General features: G+C 72.6%; 20 protein-coding genes. 8 read left to right on the forward strand and 12 right to left on the reverse strand.

Translation table 11 applies throughout. The annotated features are described in order from the left end of the window. Positions 1-265: 265 nt before the first annotated feature. Genes AB4Z14_RS20625 through radA form a run of 3 tightly spaced genes read right to left on the reverse strand, consistent with a single transcriptional unit; the run spans position 266 to position 3733 of the window. Positions 266-1159, reverse strand: coding sequence for an A/G-specific adenine glycosylase (locus AB4Z14_RS20625; RefSeq protein ID WP_442276858.1), 894 nt, complete (start codon positions 1157-1159; stop codon positions 266-268). Between the two features lie 26 nt (positions 1160-1185). Next, positions 1186-2262: a DNA integrity scanning diadenylate cyclase DisA gene (gene disA, locus AB4Z14_RS20630; protein WP_056773551.1), complete on the reverse strand. Its 1077-nt coding sequence runs from the start codon at positions 2260-2262 to the stop codon at positions 1186-1188. Positions 2263-2317: 55 nt separating this feature from the next. Continuing rightward, positions 2318-3733, reverse strand: coding sequence for a DNA repair protein RadA (gene radA, locus AB4Z14_RS20635; RefSeq protein WP_442276859.1), 1416 nt, complete (start codon positions 3731-3733; stop codon positions 2318-2320). Positions 3734-3804: 71 nt separating this feature from the next. Between radA and AB4Z14_RS20640 the strand changes: the two genes are divergently transcribed. Continuing rightward, positions 3805-4023 (forward strand): hypothetical protein, encoded by a 219-nt coding sequence (locus AB4Z14_RS20640; protein WP_442276860.1) that lies wholly within the window; start codon positions 3805-3807, stop codon positions 4021-4023. 244 nt (positions 4024-4267) lie between these two features. Beyond that, positions 4268-4600, forward strand: a complete 333-nt coding sequence (locus AB4Z14_RS20645) for a histone-like nucleoid-structuring protein Lsr2 (protein ID WP_020145083.1) — start codon at positions 4268-4270, stop codon at positions 4598-4600. Positions 4601-4734: 134 nt separating this feature from the next. Here AB4Z14_RS20645 and ligD (AB4Z14_RS20650) read toward each other — a convergent pair whose 3' ends face one another. Both ligD (AB4Z14_RS20650) and ligD (AB4Z14_RS20655) read right to left on the reverse strand, forming a co-directional pair. Further along, entirely contained in the window at positions 4735-5619 is an 885-nt protein-coding gene (gene ligD, locus AB4Z14_RS20650; protein WP_442276861.1) for a non-homologous end-joining DNA ligase, read from the reverse strand. Then, positions 5619-6566 (reverse strand): non-homologous end-joining DNA ligase, encoded by a 948-nt coding sequence (ligD, locus tag AB4Z14_RS20655; protein WP_442276862.1) that lies wholly within the window; start codon positions 6564-6566, stop codon positions 5619-5621. Before ligD (AB4Z14_RS20655) ends, ligD (AB4Z14_RS20650) begins: the two co-directional genes overlap by 1 nt. An 18-nt stretch (positions 6567-6584) precedes the next feature. On the opposite strand from ligD (AB4Z14_RS20655), the gene ku reads away from it, so the two are divergent. The 3 genes from ku to AB4Z14_RS20670 all read left to right on the forward strand — a co-directional run bounded on the left by ku (position 6585) and on the right by AB4Z14_RS20670 (position 9903). Next, positions 6585-7535 (forward strand): non-homologous end joining protein Ku, encoded by a 951-nt coding sequence (gene ku / locus AB4Z14_RS20660; protein ID WP_442276863.1) that lies wholly within the window; start codon positions 6585-6587, stop codon positions 7533-7535. 126 nt (positions 7536-7661) lie between these two features. Continuing rightward, positions 7662-8888 (forward strand): acetyl-CoA hydrolase/transferase family protein, encoded by a 1227-nt coding sequence (locus AB4Z14_RS20665; RefSeq protein ID WP_442276864.1) that lies wholly within the window; start codon positions 7662-7664, stop codon positions 8886-8888. A gap of 250 nt (positions 8889-9138) precedes the next feature. Next, positions 9139-9903: an SDR family oxidoreductase gene (locus AB4Z14_RS20670; protein WP_442276865.1), complete on the forward strand. Its 765-nt coding sequence runs from the start codon at positions 9139-9141 to the stop codon at positions 9901-9903. Here AB4Z14_RS20670 and AB4Z14_RS20675 read toward each other — a convergent pair whose 3' ends face one another. From AB4Z14_RS20675 to AB4Z14_RS20700, 6 genes are all read right to left on the reverse strand, one after another. Then, positions 9904-10701, reverse strand: coding sequence for a sugar phosphate isomerase/epimerase family protein (locus AB4Z14_RS20675; RefSeq protein WP_442276866.1), 798 nt, complete (start codon positions 10699-10701; stop codon positions 9904-9906). A gap of 70 nt (positions 10702-10771) precedes the next feature. Next, complete coding sequence (locus AB4Z14_RS20680; protein ID WP_442276867.1) at positions 10772-11701, reverse strand: Ppx/GppA phosphatase family protein; 930 nt, start codon at positions 11699-11701, stop codon at positions 10772-10774. A gap of 77 nt (positions 11702-11778) precedes the next feature. Then, on the reverse strand, positions 11779-12513 hold the full coding sequence (locus AB4Z14_RS20685) for an ABC transporter permease (protein WP_056773583.1): 735 nt from the start codon (positions 12511-12513) through the stop codon (positions 11779-11781). Beyond that, the gene (locus AB4Z14_RS20690; RefSeq protein WP_442276868.1) at positions 12510-13271 is read right to left on the reverse strand and encodes an ABC transporter ATP-binding protein; all 762 of its coding nucleotides are present in this window, start codon (positions 13269-13271) and stop codon (positions 12510-12512) included. Before AB4Z14_RS20690 ends, AB4Z14_RS20685 begins: the two co-directional genes overlap by 4 nt. Before the next feature lie 10 nt (positions 13272-13281). Beyond that, on the reverse strand, positions 13282-13908 hold the full coding sequence (locus AB4Z14_RS20695; protein WP_442276869.1) for a TetR/AcrR family transcriptional regulator: 627 nt from the start codon (positions 13906-13908) through the stop codon (positions 13282-13284). A gap of 9 nt (positions 13909-13917) precedes the next feature. Next, entirely contained in the window at positions 13918-15294 is a 1377-nt protein-coding gene (locus AB4Z14_RS20700; protein ID WP_442276870.1) for a hypothetical protein, read from the reverse strand. A 252-nt stretch (positions 15295-15546) separates the two neighbouring features. On the opposite strand from AB4Z14_RS20700, the gene AB4Z14_RS20705 reads away from it, so the two are divergent. The 3 genes from AB4Z14_RS20705 to AB4Z14_RS20715 all read left to right on the forward strand — a co-directional run bounded on the left by AB4Z14_RS20705 (position 15547) and on the right by AB4Z14_RS20715 (position 18320). Further along, entirely contained in the window at positions 15547-16347 is an 801-nt protein-coding gene (locus tag AB4Z14_RS20705) for a hypothetical protein (RefSeq protein ID WP_442276871.1), read from the forward strand. After that, positions 16344-17042, forward strand: a complete 699-nt coding sequence (locus AB4Z14_RS20710; RefSeq protein WP_442276872.1) for a class I SAM-dependent methyltransferase — start codon at positions 16344-16346, stop codon at positions 17040-17042. The genes AB4Z14_RS20705 and AB4Z14_RS20710 overlap by 4 nt, the downstream gene beginning before the upstream one ends. A gap of 162 nt (positions 17043-17204) precedes the next feature. Next, a complete protein-coding gene (locus AB4Z14_RS20715) occupies positions 17205-18320 on the forward strand; it encodes a flavin-containing monooxygenase (protein WP_442276873.1) in 1116 nt (371 codons plus the stop codon). Positions 18321-18392: 72 nt separating this feature from the next. Here AB4Z14_RS20715 and AB4Z14_RS20720 read toward each other — a convergent pair whose 3' ends face one another. Next, positions 18393-20033 carry a LuxR C-terminal-related transcriptional regulator gene (locus AB4Z14_RS20720; RefSeq protein ID WP_442276874.1) on the reverse strand — a complete coding sequence of 547 codons (1641 nt, stop codon included), beginning with the start codon at positions 20031-20033 and terminating at the stop codon, positions 18393-18395. Between the last annotated feature and the right edge of the window lie 30 nt (positions 20034-20063).

A 20063-nucleotide genomic window follows, 5' to 3' on the forward strand; every position in this document is an offset into this window, starting at 1 on the left:
CCGCGCGCTCCACCTCAGCAGGTGTGAGCGACTTCTTCGCTGCTCTCTCAAGCGGGCTCACGCCCACCAGTGTGTCGGTCATCATCCGACCCTTCCCGCTGAACCAGTCAGCGCGTTGGGCCAGTTACACCGTTACTCGGACAGTCTCGACCACGGGGCCACTCGACGATCAAGGGGTGTGGGGGGTGGGGCTCGTGGGACGGAGGGGCCACTCGAGTGGGGTTGGGCGCTCACTCGACTCGGCGGGTGGGGCGGGTGGAGTCCCTCAGGCGGGGAGGCGGAACCTCTGCCGCGACAAGGGCTCCACGAGGCCGTCGGCGACGAGCGAGTCGAGGCAGCGCATCACCTGCACGCGGTCGGCGGCGGAGTCCTCGAGACGGGCGAGGGGCAGCGCCGCGTGGGCGTCGCGCAGGCGGCGCAGCAGCTCACCCCGCACCTGGCGATCGGTGCCGTGCCAGGACTGCCCCCGACGGGGCGGTCCGTCGTAGGCCGGTCGGCCCGCGACGTTCCAGGCGCACAGGTCGGCGACCGGGCACTCGTCGCAGCGTGGCCCACGGGCGACGCAGACGAGAGCCCCGAGCTCCATCACGGCGACGTTCCACGTGTTCGCGGCACCGCGGTCGGCCGGCATCGAGTCGGCGGCGAGTAGGGCCTCGGCGCGGTTGAGCGTGAGGTTCGGGAAGGCCTTGCCCTCGACCGTGCGCGCCAGCACGCGCCGGACGTTGGTGTCGACGACGACCTCGGGGATGCCGAAGGCGAAGCACGACACGGCGGCAGCCGTGTAGGCACCGACCCCGGGGAGCGCCAGCAGGCCCTCCGGGGTGTTCGGCACCTCGGCACCGTGACGCTCGACCATGACCCGGGCCGCCTCGTGCAGCCGCAGGGCACGCCGGGGGTAGCCGAGCCGCCCCCAGGCGCGCACCGCGTCTCCCGGCGCAGCGGCCGCGAGGTCGGCCGGCGTCGGCCACCGCTGCATCCACTCGCGCCAGATCGGCTCGACCCGGGCGAGCGGGGTCTGCTGCGACATCACCTCGGAGAGGAAGACGCCCCATGGGCTGGCGTCCGGCGCCCGCCACGGCAGCTCCTTGCGCCCGGACTCGGCGTACCAGGCGTTGACGCGCTCGTGGAGCAGCGACAGCGGGACCTCGCGGGACGGCATACGGAACGATGCGGCGGCGGAGCCGGTCAGACGTAGCGCTCGAGGATGCTCGACTCGGCGAGCCGCGACAGGCCCTCGCGCACGGCGCGGGCACGGCCCTCACCGACGCCCTCGACGAGCATGAGGTCCTCGATGCCGGCGGCGAGCAGGCGCTGGAGCGACTCGAAGTGCGACACGAGCCGGTCGACGATCGCGGTGGGCAGGCGCGGCACCTTGGTCAGGAGGCGGTAGCCCTGCGGCGACACGGGGGCATCGAGGCTGTCGCCGACGACCGAGAAGCCGACGGCGCGGGCACCTGCCGCGAGGTCGAGCAGCTCGACGGAGTTGAGGGCCTGGAGGTTGGCGAGCGCGTCGCCGACTGTGAGGCCCGACTTGGTCGCCGGGAGGTAGTCGCGGATGACGAGCTCGCGGTCGTTGCCGAGCCCGCCGACGAGCTCCTCGAGCTGGAGGCTGAGGAGGCGACCGTCGGTGCCGAGCTCGACGACGTAGTCCTGGATCTCGGCCGAGATGCGCCGCACCATCTCGAGGCGCTGGAGCACGGCGGTGACGTCGCGGATGGTGACGAGGTCCTCGATCTCGAGCGCGGACAGCGTGCCGGTGACCTCGTCGAGGCGGGCCTTGTAGCGCTCGAGGGTCTGGAGGGCCTGGTCGGCGCGCGAGAGCGTCGTGGGCGAGCCCTCGATGACGTGCCGGAGGTCGCCGACGTAGAGCGCGACGACGCCCATCGACTGGCTGACGGAGATGACGGGGAAGCCCGTCTGCTTGGCCACGCGCTCGGCCGTGCGGTGACGCGTGCCGGACTCGGTGGTCTCGATGCGGGAGTCGGGAACGAGCTGGGTGGCGGCGCGCAGGATGCGGGTGCCCTCGCGGTCGAGCACGACGGCGCCGTCCATCTTGCACAGCTCGCGCACGCGGGTCGCCGAGAACTCCATGTCGAGCACGAAGCCGCCCGTGCAGATCGAGTCGACCACGCGGTCGAAGCCGAGCACGATGAGGGCTCCGGTGCGTCCACGGAGGATGCGTTCGAGGCTGTCGCGCAGCTCCGTTCCGGGTGCCACGGCGGCGAGGGCCGCACGCAGCAGCAGCTCGTCGTTCCGGTCCATCACTTCCCTGTTCGCAATGGGGGCGCCGAGCGCGTCCACCCCGGTCGGTCGCAGTCTAGACGGTGCCGACGGCCGGTGCGCTCGTTGACCGTCCACCGGCGAGGCGTCCCATCGCCTCGATGGCCCGCGGGACGTCGGCGACCTCGACGGCACGGATCCCGGCGGGCACGGAGGAGTCGGACAGGCTGCCCGCGGGCACGAGCGCGTGGCGGAATCCGAGGCGGGCCGCCTCCGCGAGACGGCGGTCCAGACCGGTCACCCGACGGACCTCGCCGGCGAGGCCGACCTCGCCGAAGGCGACGACGTCGCTGGCGAGGGGCTTGTCGATGACGGACGACGCGACGGCGCAGACGATGGCGAGGTCGGCAGCGGGCTCGGTGATGCGCACCCCTCCGACGGTGGCCGCGAAGATGTCGCGCGAGCCGACCGGCGCCCCGGCCCGCTTGTCGAGCACGGCGATGATCATCGCGAGCCGCGAGGCGTCCAGACCGCTCGAGGTGCGTCGCGGCGACGGCAGCGTGGACGGTGCGACGAGCGCCTGCACCTCGGCGACGAGCGGTCGGCGACCCTCGAGGGTGACGGTGACGCACGTGCCCGGCACCGCGTGGTCACGCGTCGACAGGAAGAGCCCGCTCGGGTCGGCCAGTCCGGTGATGCCGATGTCGGACAGGTCGAAGCACCCGACCTCGTCGGTGGGGCCGAAGCGGTTCTTGACGGCGCGTACGAGGCGCAGGCGCGAGTGCCGGTCGCCCTCGAACTGGATGACGACGTCGACGAGGTGCTCGAGGACCCGGGGACCGGCGATCGAGCCGTCCTTGGTCACGTGGCCGACGAGGAGCACGGCGGTGCCGCGCGCCTTGGCCGCCGCGATGAGGGCACCGGCTACCTCGCGGACCTGCGAGACGTTGCCGGCCTGGCCCTCGACGTCGGCACTCGCGATGGTCTGGACGGAGTCGACGACGAGCAGCCCCGGCGAGCGGGCCTCGACGTGGCCGAGGACCGTCGCGAGGTCGGTCTCGGCTGCGAGGTAGAGCGTGTCGGCCATGGCCGAGATGCGCTCGGCGCGCGTGCGCACCTGCGCGGCCGACTCCTCACCGCTGATGTAGAGGACCTCGGAGCCCGACCGGGCCGCCCGGGCGGCCACGTCGAGCAGCAGCGTCGACTTGCCGACGCCCGGCTCCCCCGCGACGAGGACGACCCCGCCGGGGACGAGGCCACCGCCGAGCACGCGGTCGAACTCCGCCACGCCGGTGGGCCGCGCGGCCGCCCGGGTCACATCGACGTCGGCGATGCGCAGGGCCGGGGTGACGACGGAGGCCGCCGTGGTGCGGGCGGCCGTGGGCGCACCCGTCTCGGCCACGGTGCCCCACGCCTGGCACTCGCCGCACCGACCGACCCACTTGGCGGTGGTCCACCCGCACTCACCGCAGCGGAAACCGGGGGTGCGTCGGGTCGTCGTCCTCGTAGCCATGGCACGACCGTACGGTGGCGGTGCGACAGCGCTCGTGAGGGGCGGCCGCGGCGCCGTGAGAAAATGTCGGCATGGAATCGGTCATGCCCTATGTGCTCGCCATCGTCCCGACGGTCGGTGTGGGCGCGCTCTTCTACTTCGTCATCAAGAGCATCCTCGAGGGAGACCGTCGCGAGCGCCTCGCCCAGGCCAGGTGGGAGGCCGAGCACGACCGCCGCGAGGCTGCCGCGAACGAGGCGTCGCAGGCCGCCGCGCCGGGCGCCGAGGCCACCCCGACGACGGAGCGCTGAGCGCCGGAGCGCCGAGCGCCGAGCGCGTGTCGACGACCGCGCGTCGACAAAGGACCCGCCACGGCAGGAACACCGCCTTTCCGTCATTCCTGCACGCGTCGGTGCATCTCTTTAGCGGTCGACCGCGCCATTGTTTTCGATGGAAATGCATTTACGGACTCTTCGCGCTAAATTGATCGTGCCCCGCGAGTCGCGTATTCGCGGAATCCCCTCCGAATTAGCGAACAACTTCAGATGGAGAAACATGGCTCAGCGTGTCGAAGTGGTGTTGATCGATGACATCGACGGTGGAAAGGCTGCCGAGACGGTGACCTTCGCGCTCGACGGCGTCACCTACGAGATCGACCTGTCCGACAAGAATGCCCGCAAGCTTCGCGACGACCTCGCGACGTGGACCGGTCACGCACGTCGGGCAGGTTCGGCCAAGGCTGCCTCGCGTCGTCGCGCGGGCGCCGGCTCGGCCAAGCGCAGCGACCTCGGCGCGGTCCGTGAGTGGGCCCGCGCCAACGGCCACACCGTCTCGGACCGGGGCCGCATCTCGGCCGACGTCCAGGCGGCCTACGACAAGGCGCACTGACCCGGTCAGCGATGCCACCGAGAGGGCCCGGCACTCCGAGTGCCGGGCCCTCTCGCACGGCACGGGGAGGGTGTATGCTGTCACGGCCTCGTGCGAGCGGGCCCCCTCGCCTCCCGGCTCGCCCACCGCAGCGGTCAGCCCGTGACCTCGACGGCCAGGTCGCCGTCCCGGGCTACGCGGTCGAGCACCTCGTCGGCCGTCAGCTGCTCGAGCTCGCCGCCGTCGGCGCCCGCCTCGATCTCGTCCCACGACCGCGGCGCCGCCACGGTCGGGCGGTCACGGCCGCGCAGGGAGTAGGGACAGACCGTCGTCTTGGCGGCGACGTTCTGGCTCCAGTCGAGGAAGATCTTGCCCGGGCGCAGCTCCTTGGCCATCTTCCACACGATGAGGTCGGGGTGGGCCTTGGTCAGCTCCTGCGCGAGCTGCTGGACGGTGTCACGGATCTCGTCGCTCGTGTGCGCCCCGGGCAGAACGGCATACAGCTGGAGTCCCTTGCTGCCGCTGGTCACCGGGACGGTGTCGAGCCCGATGCGGCCGAGGCGTTCGCGCACGACGAGCGCGACCCGGGCGCACTCGAGCAGGCCGGTGCCCGGCCCGGGGTCGAGGTCGATGACGAGCCGGTCGGGGCCCCGCGGCACGGCATCACGCCCCTCCCCCTCGTAGCGCCACTGGTGCACGTGCAGCTCGAGCGAGTTGAGGTTGGCGAAGAACGTCAGCCCGGCGAGGTCGTCGATGAGCGGGAAGACGGGGTCGCGCCCAGCGCGCCGGATCCACGCGGGCGTGCCGGCTGGGATGTTCTTCTCGAAGAACTGCATGTCGCCGACCCCGTGCGGGAAGCGGATCCGCGTCACCGCGCGGTCGCGGAGGTGGGGAAGGATCACCGGCGCGATCCGCGCGTAGTAGTCGATGACCTGGGCCTTGGTCGTGCCGGCCCTCGGGTACATCACCTTCTCGAGGCTCGACAGCTTCATCCGTCGGCCGTCGACCTCGACGGTCACCTTGGTCGGCACGTACGCCATCACTCACCATCCCCGTGGTCGTCGACGTCACCGGGCGTGAGGTCGCTGCGCAGGCCCTTGTATGCCGGCTGGCGCAGTCTCCCCTGACCGCTGAGTCCCAGCGACTGCACGTCGGCGACAAGCACCGGGTGCACCCACGTCGCGCCGTTCGAGTCCTCGGCGGGGACGTCTGTGGCGAAAGGCGACTCGGCCGACGTGAGAGCCTGGAGGTCGCGCATGAGCGCCTGCCCCGTCTTGCCGGCCAGGCCGGAGCCGACGCGCCCGAGGTAGCGCAGGCCGCCCGGCCCGGGGACCCCGACGAGGACGGCACCGAGACGGCTCGACACGGTCCCCGTGGCCTCGGGCCGCCAGCCGCCGATGACGACGGAGACGGTGCCGCGGTGGGGCGACTTGAGCCAGTAGGGGGAGCGGAGCCCGGGCACGTAGACGGAGTCGACGCGCTTGGACACGATGCCCTCGAGGCCCTGCTCCTTCGTCGCGGCGTGCAGCGTCGCCCCGTCGGCGAACGTCGGCGGCGTCTGCCAGCGCGCGGCAGAGAGCTCGAGTCGCTCGAGCGTGGCGCGCCGGTCGGTCCACGTGCGCGGCATGAGGTCGACGCCGTAGAGCCGCAGCAGGTCGAAGGTCATCAAGGTGACCGGCGCGGCCTCGGCGAGCATCGCGGCCCGGCGGGCGTCGGTGACGTGGAACCGCTCGGCCATCGCGGCGAACGACGGCACGCCGTCTCGCATCGAGACGATCTCGCCGTCCAGCAGCATGTCGGCGTACTCGTTCGCGAGCCCGCGCAGCTCCGGGAACGCGACGGTGACGTCGCGTTCCGTGCGGGAGAAGAGGCGCATCTCGCCGGCCACGACGTCGGCCAGCACCCGCATGCCGTCCCACTTGACCTCGTGCTGCCAGCGGTCGCCGACCGGAATCGTCGTCGTCGGCGTCGCGAGCATGGGGCGCATGGGTGCATTCTTGTTCTCATGCGAGCCATCTGGAAAGGCGCCGTGTCGTTCGGCCTCGTCAATGTGCCGGTCCGACTCTTTTCGGCGACCGAGAACCACGACGTGCAGTTCCGGCAGGTCCACGAGAAGGACGGCGGCCGCATCAAGTACCAGCGCGTCTGCTCGATCGACGGCGAGGAGGTGCCCTACTCCGACATCGCCAAGGGCTACGAGGCCGCCGACGGGCAGATGGTCGTGCTGACCGACGAGGACCTCAAGAGCCTTCCGACGCGGTCGACGAAGGAGATCTCGATCGAGAAGTTCGTGCCGTCCGAGCAGATCGACCCGCTGCTCTTCGACAAGAGCTACTACCTCGAGCCCGACAAGACGGGACTCAAGCCCTACGTGCTGCTCCGCGACGCGCTCGAGAAGGCCGACCGGATGGCGCTCGTCACCGTGTCGGTGCGCACCCGGATGACGCTCGCGGTGCTCCGCGTGCGCGACGGCGTCATCGTGCTCCAGACGCTGCTGTGGGCCGACGAGGTGCGCGCCCCCGAGTTCGAGTCCCTCTCGGAGGAGACGCACGCGACGGCCAAGGAGCTCGCCATGGCGTCGTCGCTCGTCGACTCGCTGTCGGGCGACTACGAGCCCGACGAGTTCGAGGACGACTACTCCGAGGCCGTGACCCAGCTCGTCGCGACGAAGATCGAGGGCGGCGACATCACCGAGACGCCCGAGGCCAAGGGCGAGGAGACCGAAGTCGTCGACCTGCTCGCAGCCCTGCAGCGCAGCGTCGACAAGGCCAAGGCCGCCAAGACCGGCGGCTCGAGCGCCTCCGACGCCGACTCCGACAAGCCCGCGAAGAAGACCGCTGCGAAGACCACGGCCTCGAAGGCCACGACGCAGAAGAGCGCGGCGAAGAAGTCGACGGCCAAGAAGTCGACGGCCAAGACCACGGCGAAGAAGACGGCCACCAAGAAGGCCAGCTGACCGGCCGGCTCCGCCCCAGTCGCCGACCCGCCCCGACCCCCGCCACGCGCGGAGGGTTGGGGCGACGTTCGTCACGCCGGACGGCATACGCCCTCGCGGTGGCCCGCGCTGCGCGAGGATGAAGGAGTGCGGACGGCGACGATCGACGAGCTCACCCAGCGGCTTCGAGCCCTCCCGGAGAACCCCCGTGTCGTCGTCAGCGGCAACATGGCGGTCCCTTGGGAGGCGGTCCGGGCGCTCGACGCGGCCCAGCCGACCTACGTGCTCCACGCGCTCAATGCTCCCGCCGGCCTGCCCGACCGCGACGGCGTGACCGTCGAGACGTGCTTCGTCGGACCGGGTATGCGTCGGCACCCGCGGCTGCGCTACGTTCCCTCGCGCCTGTCGCTCGTGCCGCTGCTCTACGGCCGGGCGCTGCCGCCGGACGCCGTGCTGCTCCACTGCGCGCCGCCGCGCAACGGCCAGGTCAGCATGGGCCTCGAGGTCAACGTCCTGCCCGCGGCCCTCGAGGCGTGCCGGGCCCGGGGCGGGCTCGTCGTCGCGGTCGTCAACCCGCAGATGCCCTACACGTTCGGCGACGCCCAGGTGCCGATCGAGCACGTCGACCTCGTCGTCGAGGTCGACGCGCCGTTGCCCTCGCACGCAGCGACCGAGCCCGACCCCGAGAGCCGGCTCATCGGCGAGCGCGTGGCGGCCATGGTCCAGGACGGCGCGACGATGCAGCTCGGCATCGGCGCGGTGCCCGACGCGACGCTGTCCGCACTGACCTCGCGCCGCGGCATCCGGATGTGGACGGAGATGTTCTCCGACGGCGTGCTCGCGCTCGACGAGGCCGGCGCCCTCGACCCGGACCACCCGCTCGTCACGTCGTTCAGCTTCGGCTCGACCGACCTCTACGCGTGGCTCGACGGCAACCCACGCGTGCGGATGATGCGCACCGAGAAGACGAACGACCCTGGACTCATCGCCTCGCAGCGGCAGATGACCTCGGTCAACACCGCGCTCGAGGTCGACCTCTTCGGCCAGGCCAACGCCTCGCGCATCAACGCGCGCATCCACTCCGGCTTCGGCGGGCAGACCGACTTCATCGTCGGCGCGCTGCACTCCGCGGGCGGCCAGTCGTTCATCGCGCTCCGCTCGTGGCACCCCCGCGCCGACGTGTCGACGATCGTGCCGCTGCTCGACGAGCCGGTCACGAGCTTCCAGCAGAGCGCGATCGTCACCGAGCAAGGGGTGGCGCCGCTGTGGGGTCGCAGCGAGACGGACCAGTGCCACGACATCATCGAGAACTGCGCCCACCCGCGGGTCCGCGACGACCTCTGGGAGGAAGCCCAGGCCCTCGGCCTGGCCTGAGCCCGCGTCTGCCCGACCGAGGCCGTATGCCGTCCCCCGCCACACTCGAGTGAGCGCCCCCACCGTCCCCGTCGAGTGAGCGCCCCGCAACAGTCGAGTGAGCAGCCCGCCACACCAGCCCCGCGGATCGTGGGACGGAGCGCTCCCTCGAGTGGGACTGAGCGCTCACTCGAGTGGGACTGAGCGCTCACTCGAGTGGGACTGAGCGCTCACTCGAGTGAGGGCGGGGTGGGGCTCGTAGGGTGGCGGGATGAGCTCTGCGCCCCCGTCCGACGCCCCCGCCACCGACGCGGACGGGCGGCCGGTCGCGGTGGTCACCGGCGGCACGCGCGGCATCGGGCTCGCCCTCGTGCGGGACCTCGCCCCGACCCACCACCTCGTCGTCGGCGGGCGCAGCGCCGAGTCGGTCGCGGACGTCGTCGCCTCGCTCCCGTCCGCCGAGGGGCTCGTCGCCGACCTCGCCGACTGCTCCCCCGGCGGGTCGCTCGACACCGCCCTCGCGGCGCTCGTCCCACGCCTACATCGGGTCGACGTGCTCGTCCACTCGGCCGGCGTCCTGCGCAACGGCACCGTCGCCGACGCGCCCGTGCAGGACTGGGCCGACTCGATGACCGTCAACGTCGTCGCCGTCGCAGCCGTCACCCGGGCGCTCCTGCCTGCCCTGCGCGTCGCCCACGGCCTCGTCGTCACCGTGAACTCGGGCTCCGGCCTGACGGCGACCCCTGCCTCGGGCGCCTACTGCGCCTCGAAGTTCGCCCTCCGAGCGCTCACCGACTCGCTGCGGCAGGAGGAGCGCGAGCACGGCGTCCGCGTCACCTCGCTCCACCCCGGCCGGGTCGACACCGACATGCAGCGCGAGCTCGTCGAGTTCGAGGGCGCCGAGTACGACCCGGGCTCCTACCTCGACGTCTCCTCGGTCGTCCGGGCCGCGCGCCTGGCCATCGACGCCGGCCCTGACGCGAGCGTCGACATGGTCTCGGTGCGCCCTCGCGGCTGGCGCCCCACGACCGCCTGATCAGATGCGGCTGGCGCCTCGGGTCGGGACGAGGGAGAGCCGGGCGAAGGCCAGCGCCTCGGCGAGATCGACCTCGCGCTGGTCCCGCCCCACCTTGCGCGTCGACACCTCGACGACGACGTCGCCGCCCCAGCCGCTGTCGGCGAGGTGCTCGAGCACGGCGCCGCACGGCTCGCCACCGCGCCCGGGGACGAGGTGCTCGTCGAGGAACGAGCCGAGTCCGTCGGCGAGGTGCAGGTGCGCGAGTCGCGACCCGAGCGACTGCGCCATGAGCAGCGCGTCGGAGCCGGCGGTCGCCGTGTGCGAGAGGTCGAGCGTCACGTTGTCGTAGGGCTGGCCCACCGGGTCCCAGTGCGGGAGGTAGGCCATGACCTCGCGCCGCGCCGTGCGCCACGGATACATGTTCTCCACCGCGAGCCTGATCCCCGACTCGTGCTCACGCAGCGCCACCCCGTCGACGAACCCGGCGGCATACTCCCGCTGCCAGCGGAAGGGAGGGTGCAGCACGACGGTGCCGGCACCCACCTCGAGCGCGAGGTCGATGGAACGGTCGACCTTGCCCCACGGGTCGGTCCCCCACACGCGCTGGGTCAGCAGCAGGGTCGGCGCGTGCACGGAGACGATCGGCAGGGCGTGCAGCTCCGACAGCGCCCGCAGGGCACCGGCCTCCTGCGTCACGGGGTCGGTCCAGACCATGACCTCGACCGCGTCGTAGCCGAGCCGCGCCGCGGTCGCGAAGGCGGTCGCCGCGTTGTCGGGGTAGAGCGAGGCGGTCGACAGGCCGACCCGGATGGTCATGCGGCCATTCTGCGCCACGCACCCGGGGCGGGTTCGGGCCGGTCCATGCGTCCGCTGTGAATCCGGTGCGTCACGACGTCAGGTGGTCGAGGCGACGGAGGATGAGGCCCTCGCGCAGGGCCCACGGGCAGATGTCGAGCTGCTCGACCTGGAGCAGGTCGAGCGCGGCCTCGGCGACGAGCGCGCCCGCGTAGAGCTGGCGGGCGCGACCCTCGGAGACCCCCGGCAGGTTCGAGCGTGCGGCGGTGTCGAGCCGTCCGACGCGAGCCACGATCTCGTGGAGGTCGTCGCGCGAGAGCGTCCGCGGCACGAACGGGCCCTCGGCGCGCGGCGCAGCACCCGCGATGCGAGCGAGCGAGCGCATCGTCTTGGAGGTCCCGACCGCTCGGTCGGGGCTCCCGGACGTCAGCAGCGGTCGCACGTGCTCGGCGAGGCTCGACCGGACGTGCGCACGCAGCTCGCGAGCGGCCAGCTCCGAGGGCGGGTCACCGGGCAGCCGCTCGCGGGTCAGGCGTCCGGCACCCAGCGGCAGGCTGAGGGCCACGTCGGGCTCCTCGTCGAGACCGCACGCCAGCTCGAGCGAGCCGCCGCCGATGTCGACGACGAGCAGGTGCCCGCTCGACCAGCCGAACCAGCGACGCACGGCGAGGAACGTCATCCGCGCCTCGTCCGCGCCGCTCAGGGCCTCGAGCTCGACGCCGGTCTCGGTGCGCACCCGCTCGATGATCGCCTCGCCGTTCGGCGACTCGCGCAGCGCCGACGTCGCGAAGGCGAAGAGGTCGCTGACGCCCTGGTCCTCCGCGACGTCGAGGCACTCGCGGATGAAGGCGACGAGCCGGTCGGCCGTCGCGTCGCTGACCCGGCCGTCGGCCTCGAGGCTCTCCGAGAGGCGCAGCTCGGTCTTGTGCGAGAAGGCAGGCAGCGGCTGCGCGCCGGGGTGTGCGTCGACGACGAGGAGGTGGATCGTGTTGGACCCGATGTCGATGACGCCCAGGCGCATGCCCCAACCCTAGTCAGGCCGCCGAACCCAGGACGCGGCTCCCGTGCCGGGCCGATCACGGAACGTGGCGTATGCCGTCAGGCGGAGCGGCGGCTCAGCGTGAGCGAGGCGAGGGCGAGGGCTCCGGCGATGAAGGCCGCGACGATGCCGAGGTCGCCGAGCACCGCGGTCACAGGGTCGGCATTGCGCGCGATCTCCTTCATCGCGTCGACGGCGTAGGAGAGCGGCAGGACGTTGCTGACCCATTCGAGGACGGTCGGCAGCTGGTCGCGCGGGATGAGCAGCCCGCAGAGCAGGAACTGCGGCAGGAGGAAGGCGGGCATGAACTGCACCGCCTGGAACTCGGTGCGCGCGAAGCCGCTCGCGAGCAGGCCCAACGCCGTGCCGAGGACGGCGTCGAACACCGCGACGACGACGAGCAGCCACACCGGCCCGGCAACGCCGAGACCGCACACCCAGACCGCGAATCCCGTTGCGATCACGGCCTGCACGACGGCGAGCGCTCCGAAGGCCCCGGCATACCCGAGCATGAAGTCACCCTTGCCCATGGGCGTGGTGAGCAGACGCTCGAGCGTGCCGGACTGGCGCTCGCGCAAGGTCGCGACGGAGGTGACGATGAACATCACGACCATCGGGAAGACACCGAGCAGGGCCGGGCCGATCGCGTCGAAGACGGGCGTGCCGGTGTAGATCCACGCGAGCAGGCCGAGCAGGACGCACGGCACGACGATGATGAGGCCGATGGTGCGGTGGTCGGTGCGCACCTGGCGCAGGACGCGGCCGGAGGTGGCCGCGGTGAGTCCGGCGTTCACGACGAGCTCCTCTCTCCGGACCGGGCGGTCTCGGCGTCGATGAGGGCGAGGAAGGCGGCGTCGGCATCGACGGCGCCCGTCTGCTGGAGCAGCTCGGCCGGCGTGACGTCGGCGAGAACGCCACCCTCGCGGAGCAGCACGAGCCGGTCGCAGCGCGTCGCCTCGTCCATGACGTGGCTCGACACGACGAGCGAGTGTCCGCGATCGGCGAGGTGGCGGAAGAGGTCCCACAGGTCACGGCGCAGGACCGGGTCGAGGCCGACGGTGGGCTCGTCGAGCACGAGCAGGCTCGGCCGGCCGACGAGTGCGGCGGCGAGGGAGACGCGGGACTCCTGACCACCCGAGAGGTCCTGGACGAGCTGGTCGGCGTAGGGCACCAGGTCGACCTCGGCGAGGGTCCGGTCGACGGCCTCGCGCAGCTCGGCGCCACGAAGCCCGATGGCCCGACCGAAGTAGGTGACGTTGTCGCGGACGCTGAGGTCGGCATAGACGCTGGGACTCTGCGTGACGTAGCCGACTCGGTCGCGCAGCGTGGGCGAGCCCGCCGGATGGCCGAGCACCGTGACGGTGCCCGACTCGACGATCTGCACGCCGACGATGCAGCGCATGAGCGTCGACTTGCCCGAGCCGGACGGCCCGAGCAGGCCGACCACCTGGCCGGCGGGGATCTCGAGGTCGAGGCCCGGGATGACCCGCCGCTTCCCGCGCACGACCTGCAGGCCGCTCACGGCGACCGCCGGACCACTGTTATTCATCATGTGATGAAATCTACTCCTGCTCGGGCACCCTGTCCACGAGATGGTGCTGGAGGACGGGTCCGATGCGCTCGACGAGCTGCTCCCGCGTCGCGTCGGCGAGCGCGGGCACCCGGATGACGTAGCGCGCCACGACGAGCCCGATCATCTGCGACGCGGCCAGGGCGCCGCGCAGCTGCGGGTCCGAGGCCCCGGTGCTCGCGGCGATGCGGCCGAAGACCTCGCGCCCGAGGAACTCCCGCAGCATGCGCGCGGCCTCCTCGCTCGTCATGCTCGACCGGACGAGCGCCACGAGGGCGTCACGCCGCTCCGGCGGCTCCCAGACCGTCAGGAAGGTCTCGACGATCCGCCACCCGAGCCGGTCGACGTCACCCGACGTGATGCGCGCGATGAGCTCGGCCGGGTCGACCGGCACGTCGAGCGTGGCCGCGAAGAGGCCCGCCTTGCCCTCGAAGTAGTGGTGCACGAGCGCAGGGTCGACGCCGGCCTCACGGGCGATCCCGCGCATGCTCGCCTTGTCGTATCCCTTGGCCGCGAACGACTTTCGAGCGGCGTCGACGATCACGGCGCGCGTGTCGGTGCCGCCGGGACGGCGTCCGCGCCCCTTCGGCGTCGTGTCGCTGCCGGCTCTCGACGTCATGCCCACACGCTAGCCCTCGAGTCGCGGGGCTCCTGGCGTATGCCGTCCGGCGGCGTCGCGCAGCACGGCCGCGGCGCGCTCGCCGCGGGCCCAGACCGCCCAGCGGTAGGGCGTCGTGCCGTGCATCGCGTCGACGACGGTCGGGTCGGCTCCGGCGTCGAGGAGCGCAGTGACGAGCTCGACGTCGTCCATGAAGGCCGCCTGATGCAGCGCCGTGCGACCGTTGCGGAGGCTGTCGACGCGAGCGCCGGCGGCGACGGCGGCGCGGACGGCTTCGGGCGTGGCCGCTCGATGGATGTCAGGCACCCTCGGGTCACCCGGCCACGTGCCGGTGACCGGGATGTCGTCACCCACCACGTCGTCCGGTGCCAGGTGCAACGCTCCCTGTGGCGCGAGGCCGTGCGCGACGAGGAGCGCGAGGCGGTCGACGAAACCGTGGGCGCGCGCCCAGTCGACCTGCCGCGCGAGCATCTCGTCGATCGTCTCGGCGGGCTCGCCCGTGCGGCGGGCCCAGACGTCGGAGGAGGGCCGGCCGAGCCCGTGCTCGAGGAGCAGCTCGAGGTGGCTGTCGTCGCGGTTGAACATCCGGTTGTAGAGCGCCTGCCGGTCGTTGGGGTCGGCGCCGCGCTCGAGGAGCAGCTCGCCGAGCGCCCGCCACTGCGGGTGCCGGGGCTGGCGGCCCGGCCCCTGCTCGCCCTCACCGAAGACGCCGGTCAGCGCGGTGAAGGCGGTGGGCAGCCCCTGCCAGAGGTAGCCGCTGTCGGGGTCGGCCCCGGCATCGAGCAGCACCCGCGCCGAGGAGACCGCCTCGCCCTGCGGCATCCGCGAGTAGACGACGTAGAGCAGGGGCGGCCATCGGAAGGGGCCGCCCTCGCGGGTCGCCGCTCCGCGGTCTGCGGCGACGTGCGATCGCAGGGCCTCCGCGTCGCCGGCGGCCGCGGCGACGAAGACGTCGCGGTTCACGAGATCCGGATCGTCCGCGAGCAGCCGCACCGCTCGGGCCCATCGCTCGGGCTCGTCGCGGTCCGTGTACGTCAGGCAGGCGAGCGCCGCTGCGAGAGAGGCGGACTCGCCAGTCGCCTCTCCGTCGGCTCGGTCGGCGCCACCCGACGCCGGGTCAAGGACGGCGGGGTCGCGGCTCAGGTCCGCGGCCGCCGTCAGGTAGGAGCGCAGCCGCGGCCAGCTCGCGAAGCCGAGCCGTCGCGCCACGACGAGCTGCGCGTCGGACAGCGCAAACGACGCCGTCTCGCCTCGCAGCCCCTCGGGGTGCAGTCGGGACACCAGGCGCAGTGCGACCGGTTGGGCGGACCGGACGGCGCGCTGCAGGCTGCGTGCATCGCGCCGCAGGTGCTCGAGGTCGGGGTTCTGGGGCAGGGACAGGGCCATGACGGCCTCCTCTCGTCGTGCCCGCGTGCGCTGGTCGGGCCGAAAGGAGGTCGGACCGCATGCTGCCGTGCCCCAGGGAGGCTGAGCCCCTTCCCGCGCACCGGAGGCGCCCTGGACGCCACGGTCAGCGTACGCCGATGCCCGCACCCGGAGAAGCACACGGCATACGCACGCAGGGCCCGCTCGCGACGCACCATCCACGGGGTGGGCGTCGTCGGCGCGGTGGAAACGTCGGCGACATAGGGTGAGCCGGTGGCTGAAGCACCTCTGGACCTCCCCCGCGTCTGGGTCGAGTTCACCGACCCCGCCGACACGAACCAGCGCTACCGCTGTGACCTGACGTGGCTCACGAGCAGCTGGACGTGCATCTTCGGCAGCGGCTGCCAGGGCATCTACGCCGGCCGGCCCGACGACGGGTGCTGCACCCTCGGCGCCCACTTCACCGAGAAGGACGACTGGAAGCGCGTCGCCAAGGCCGTCGAGGACCTCGGCGAGGACGAGTGGGAGTACCACTCGGTCGGCCGCGCCACGGGGAGCAAGGACGACTGGACCGAGAAGGAGGACGGCGCGCGCAAGACGAAGGTCGTCGACGGCGCCTGCATCTTCCTCAACCGACCCGGCTTCCCGGCGGGCGCCGGGTGCGCGCTCCACCAGCACGCGGTCCTCACCGGCGTCGAGCCGCACACCCTCAAGCCCGACGTGTGCTGGCAGCTGCCGATCCGCCGCACCTTCCGCACCGTCGAGCTGCCCGACGACTCGAGCTACCTCGAGGTGACGATCACCGAGTACGACCGCCGCGGCTGGGGCCCCGGCGGCCACGACCTCGACTGGTACTGCTCCGGCAACTCCGCGGCGCACGTCGGCCGCGAGCCGGTCTACCGCTCCAACGCGCCCGAGCTCACCGAGCTCATGGGACCGCTCGCCTACGCCGAGCTGGCGATCCGCGCCGAGGCGCACCTCGCCCAGGTCAAGGCTGTCCGCGCGCGCGGTGTGCGCAAGCTGCTGCCGCTGCTCGTGCACCCCGCCACGATCGAGGCGCAGCGCAACCCATGAGCGACGACTCCGGGATCATCCCCTCCCCCAACATCTGGGAGACCCCCGACGTCTACGAGGTCGAGAACCGCGGCGTCGACCGCGCCCACGTCATCGAGGACGCGATGCGCTCGGTCCTCGACTGGTCGGGTCTCGACGTCGTCGACATCGGGTGCGGCACGGGCTACCACCTGCCGTTCTTCGCCCGCGATGCACACTCGGTCATCGGGGTCGAGCCACACCCACCGCTCGCTTCGCTTGCGGCACAACGCATCTCGGGTCTGCCGTCCGTCTCGGTTCGTGAAGAGGGCGCGGCTGCGATGGGGGTGGCCGACCGGTCGTTCGACGTCGCGCACGCGCGGTGGGCGTACTTCTTCGGCCCCGGGTGCGAGCCGGGGCTCGCCGAGCTCGACCGCGTCATGCGGCCGGGCGGCGCGGCGTTCGTCGTCGACAACGACGCGACCCGCTCGACGTTCGGTCAGTGGTTCCGCCGGGCGCTGCCGGGCTACGACCCGCGCGCGGTCGAGCGCTTCTGGGAGCGGCAGGGCTGGCAGCGCGAGCGCCTCGACATCCGGTGGGACTTCGACTCGCGCGAGGACTTCGAGGCCGTCGTCGGCATCGAGTTCGCACCCGAGCACGCCGACCTCATCCTCGCCGAGCATCCCGACGCCACCGGCGTCGACTACGCCGTCAACCTCTGGCACCGACGCTACTGACGCCCGTCGAGAGGCCAGCTCGGGCCGCCCCAGACCCGTCGAGAGGCCGGACCCGACGTGGTCATTCCTACCCATGCCCTGCGTCGGGGATGGGCACCGCTGCCGACGCGGTGACCGCCCTGCCCCTCCTACCGTCGAGACATCGACCACCGGGAGGACACCATGGAGACCATCGAGACCGTCATCATCGGCGCGGGCCAGGCAGGGCTGGCCATGGCGCACGAGCTCGCCGAGCGGGGGCGTGAGTGCGTGCTCCTCGAGCGCAACGAGGCCGTCGGGGACGGCTGGCGCCAGCAGTACGACTCGCTCCGGCTCTACTCCTCCGTCCGGCACGACTCCCTGCCCGGGATGCCGTTCCCGGGCGACCCCCGGTCGTTCCCCGGCAAGGACGAGGTCGCCGCCTACCTCCAGTCGTATGCCGCCCGCTTCGGTCTGCCCGTTCGCCTCGGCGTGCGGGTGGAGCGGCTTGCAGCCGCGCCGGCGGGTGACGGCTTCGTCATCACGACCGACCGCGGCAGCATCGCCTGTCGCAACGTCGTCGTCGCGACGGGGACCTTCGGGCGGGCGCCGCACGTGCCGGCCTTCGCGGCCGACCTCGACGCGTCGATCCTCCAGCTGCACTCGAGCCAGTACCGGCGGCCCAGCCAGCTGCGCGACGGGTCGGTGCTCGTCGTCGGCGCCTCGCACTCCGGCTGCGACATCGCCTACGAGCTCGCTGAGGGCCGGCGCACCGTGCTGGCCGGGCGTGACTGCGGCCAGATCCCCGTGCGCTGGGACACCCCCGCCGTGCACGTGGCGTTCCCCTTCCTGCTCTTCGTGTGGCGTCACGTGCTGACGCGCCGGACGCCGGTCGGCCGGAAGATGATGGCCGAGATCCGCCACCACGGCGGACCGATGCTCCGGGTCAAGCGGGAAGACCTCGCCGCGCGTGGTGTCGAGCGCCAGGTGCAGCGCGTCACCGGCGTGACCGACGGACGCCCGACCCTCGACGACGGGACGGTCCTCGACGTCGCCAACGTCGTCTGGGCCACGGGGTTCGAGCAGCGATTCGACTGGATCGACCTCCCCATCACCGGCGAGGACGGCTGGCCGCGGGAGTACCGCGGTGTCTCGACGGACGTGCCCGGCCTCTTCTTCTGCGGGCTCGCCTTCCAGTACGCGTTCGCCTCGATGGTGCTGCCCGGCGTCGGTCGCGACGCGGCCCACGTGGCGACCCACATCGCCAGGCGGTCGACCGCGCCCACCACGCCGCTCGAGGTGGGCGCCGCTGCCGGGTGAGACCACCCGGGGGGTGCGGTGCCGGACCGGTCGAGGGTCTCGACCGGTCCGGTTCCCAGTGGTTCGGCGAGGTCAGGGCTGACGGCGTACGAGGTCGTGCTCGAAGGCGAAAGCCGCTGCGGCCGTGCGGCTCCCGACGTCGAGCTTGGTGAAGATGTTGCTCAGGTGGCGGGCCACGGTCCGGTCGCTCAGCACGAGCGCGGTCGCGATCTGGGCGTTGCTCCGGCCCTCGGCGACGAGGCCGAGCACCTCGGCCTCGCGCTCGGTGAGGCCCGCGGGTCGCGTGCCGGGTGAGCCCAGCCGGTCGAGCGCGACGACGTCGGGTCGGGCGCCGAGCGCCACGAGCACCTCTCGCGCCGAGGCCAGTGACCGCCGGGCAGACTCGTCGTCGCCGAGCGCGAGGAGCGCCCGCCCGCCGGCCGCCTGGGCGAGCGCGGCCTCGTGCGGCACGTCGAGGCGCACCCAGGCCTGGTGCGCCTTGCGCAGGTAGGGCAGCGCACCCGCCGGGTCGCCGGCAGCCAGCTCGACGCGGCCCCAGGCCGTGGCCGCCGTCGCGGCGAGCACCTCTGACCCGAAGGACTCCGCGAGGCCGTCGAGCTCGCGAGCGCCGTCCCGGGCTGCGTCGACGTCGTTCGCGGCCAGCAGGACCTCCACGGCGGCCGGCAGGATCCTGCTGCGTCGCACCGCCGGTCCCGGCTCACCGAGCAGCCTGCGCACCGCGGCGAGCGCAGCAGCCGTCCTCCCCCGGGCCAGCCAGAGCAGGGCCGACCCCGGCTGCGGGTCGTAGCCGTGCTCCGCACTCAGCTGGTAGGCCGCGTCGGCGGCCTCGAGGTCGCCGCGCAGGCGCAGCAGGTCGCCGCGTTCGCAGGCGGCCTGCCCGACGGCGTCGGTGGCACTCGCCAGCCGGTAGCGCTCGATGGCGGCCGTGAGCTCGTCGAGCGCGGCGTCCCAGGCGCCGTGGGCGCGCATCACCTGCGCGCGGTGCAGGCTGCACTGCCCGGTGAAGGTCACGAGGCCGGGTTGGTCGGTGCACCAGCGGTGCAGCAGCTGCGTCCACTCGACGACGCGGCGCAGGTCGGAGACCTCCTGACAGCCCTCGATGGCCGTGCAGTAGACGTGCCCGAGCATGACCGGGGCCAGGGTCCGGGTCGTCGCCTCGAGCATCGACTCGTCGAGGAGGGAGAGACCATCGGTCACGCGGTCGCCGTAGATGGCCATCCGACCCTGGGCGCACAGCCCGGTCGCCAGCAGGCCTGCGTCGTCATGGCGTCGTCCGGCCTCGGTCGCCTCGAGCGCGCACGCGTGGGCCTCCGCGAAGCGACCCGCACCGAGGTGCGTGAACATCCGCGCGAACGCGACGTAGCCGGACTCCAGGCTCCCGTCGGGCAGTGCCGCGACGAGGCGGTCACCGCGGCTGAGCCACGCAGCTGCCGCAGAGTGGTCTCCGCTCGTGCGGCCGATCATCGACAGGTGGAAGGCGCACCGAGCGGCCCCTGCGGTGTCGTGCTCGGAGAGCCTGACGTCGAAGGCCCGCCGATAGCGCTCGACGGCGTCCGTCATGCGTCCGAGCAGGTGCGCTGCGGCGGCGGACGACTCGAGGTCGTCGGCCGTCAGCCCCGCGGGCTCGACCGCGGACCACCGGTCGAGGGCGGCCGACCACTCACCGCGCTCGAACTCGGCTCTGGCGCGGACCAGCTCGTCGACGACACCCACGGCACCCTCCTGCCCCGCAGGCTACGCCCG

This window comes from Terrabacter sp. 2TAF16 (assembly GCF_052115065.1).
In the GTDB taxonomy this organism is placed as follows: Bacteria; Actinomycetota; Actinomycetes; order Actinomycetales; family Dermatophilaceae; genus Terrabacter.

Excerpts from the sequence above, each read along its gene's own strand:
- AB4Z14_RS20625 (WP_442276858.1), bottom strand. The coding sequence starts at position 1,159 with ATGCCGTCCCGCGAGGTCCCGCTGTCGCTGCTCCACGAGCGCGTCAAC.
- disA (WP_056773551.1), bottom strand. The coding sequence starts at position 2,262 with ATGGACCGGAACGACGAGCTGCTGCTGCGTGCGGCCCTCGCCGCCGTG.
- radA (WP_442276859.1), bottom strand. The coding sequence starts at position 3,733 with ATGGCTACGAGGACGACGACCCGACGCACCCCCGGTTTCCGCTGCGGT.
- AB4Z14_RS20640 (WP_442276860.1), top strand. The coding sequence starts at position 3,805 with ATGGAATCGGTCATGCCCTATGTGCTCGCCATCGTCCCGACGGTCGGT.
- AB4Z14_RS20645 (WP_020145083.1), top strand. The coding sequence starts at position 4,268 with ATGGCTCAGCGTGTCGAAGTGGTGTTGATCGATGACATCGACGGTGGA.
- ligD (WP_442276861.1), bottom strand. The coding sequence starts at position 5,619 with ATGGCGTACGTGCCGACCAAGGTGACCGTCGAGGTCGACGGCCGACGG.
- ligD (WP_442276862.1), bottom strand. The coding sequence starts at position 6,566 with ATGCGCCCCATGCTCGCGACGCCGACGACGACGATTCCGGTCGGCGAC.
- ku (WP_442276863.1), top strand. The coding sequence starts at position 6,585 with ATGCGAGCCATCTGGAAAGGCGCCGTGTCGTTCGGCCTCGTCAATGTG.
- AB4Z14_RS20670 (WP_442276865.1), top strand. The coding sequence starts at position 9,139 with ATGAGCTCTGCGCCCCCGTCCGACGCCCCCGCCACCGACGCGGACGGG.
- AB4Z14_RS20675 (WP_442276866.1), bottom strand. The coding sequence starts at position 10,701 with ATGACCATCCGGGTCGGCCTGTCGACCGCCTCGCTCTACCCCGACAAC.
- AB4Z14_RS20680 (WP_442276867.1), bottom strand. The coding sequence starts at position 11,701 with ATGCGCCTGGGCGTCATCGACATCGGGTCCAACACGATCCACCTCCTC.
- AB4Z14_RS20690 (WP_442276868.1), bottom strand. The coding sequence starts at position 13,271 with ATGATGAATAACAGTGGTCCGGCGGTCGCCGTGAGCGGCCTGCAGGTC.
- AB4Z14_RS20695 (WP_442276869.1), bottom strand. The coding sequence starts at position 13,908 with ATGACGTCGAGAGCCGGCAGCGACACGACGCCGAAGGGGCGCGGACGC.
- AB4Z14_RS20700 (WP_442276870.1), bottom strand. The coding sequence starts at position 15,294 with ATGGCCCTGTCCCTGCCCCAGAACCCCGACCTCGAGCACCTGCGGCGC.
- AB4Z14_RS20710 (WP_442276872.1), top strand. The coding sequence starts at position 16,344 with ATGAGCGACGACTCCGGGATCATCCCCTCCCCCAACATCTGGGAGACC.
- AB4Z14_RS20715 (WP_442276873.1), top strand. The coding sequence starts at position 17,205 with ATGGAGACCATCGAGACCGTCATCATCGGCGCGGGCCAGGCAGGGCTG.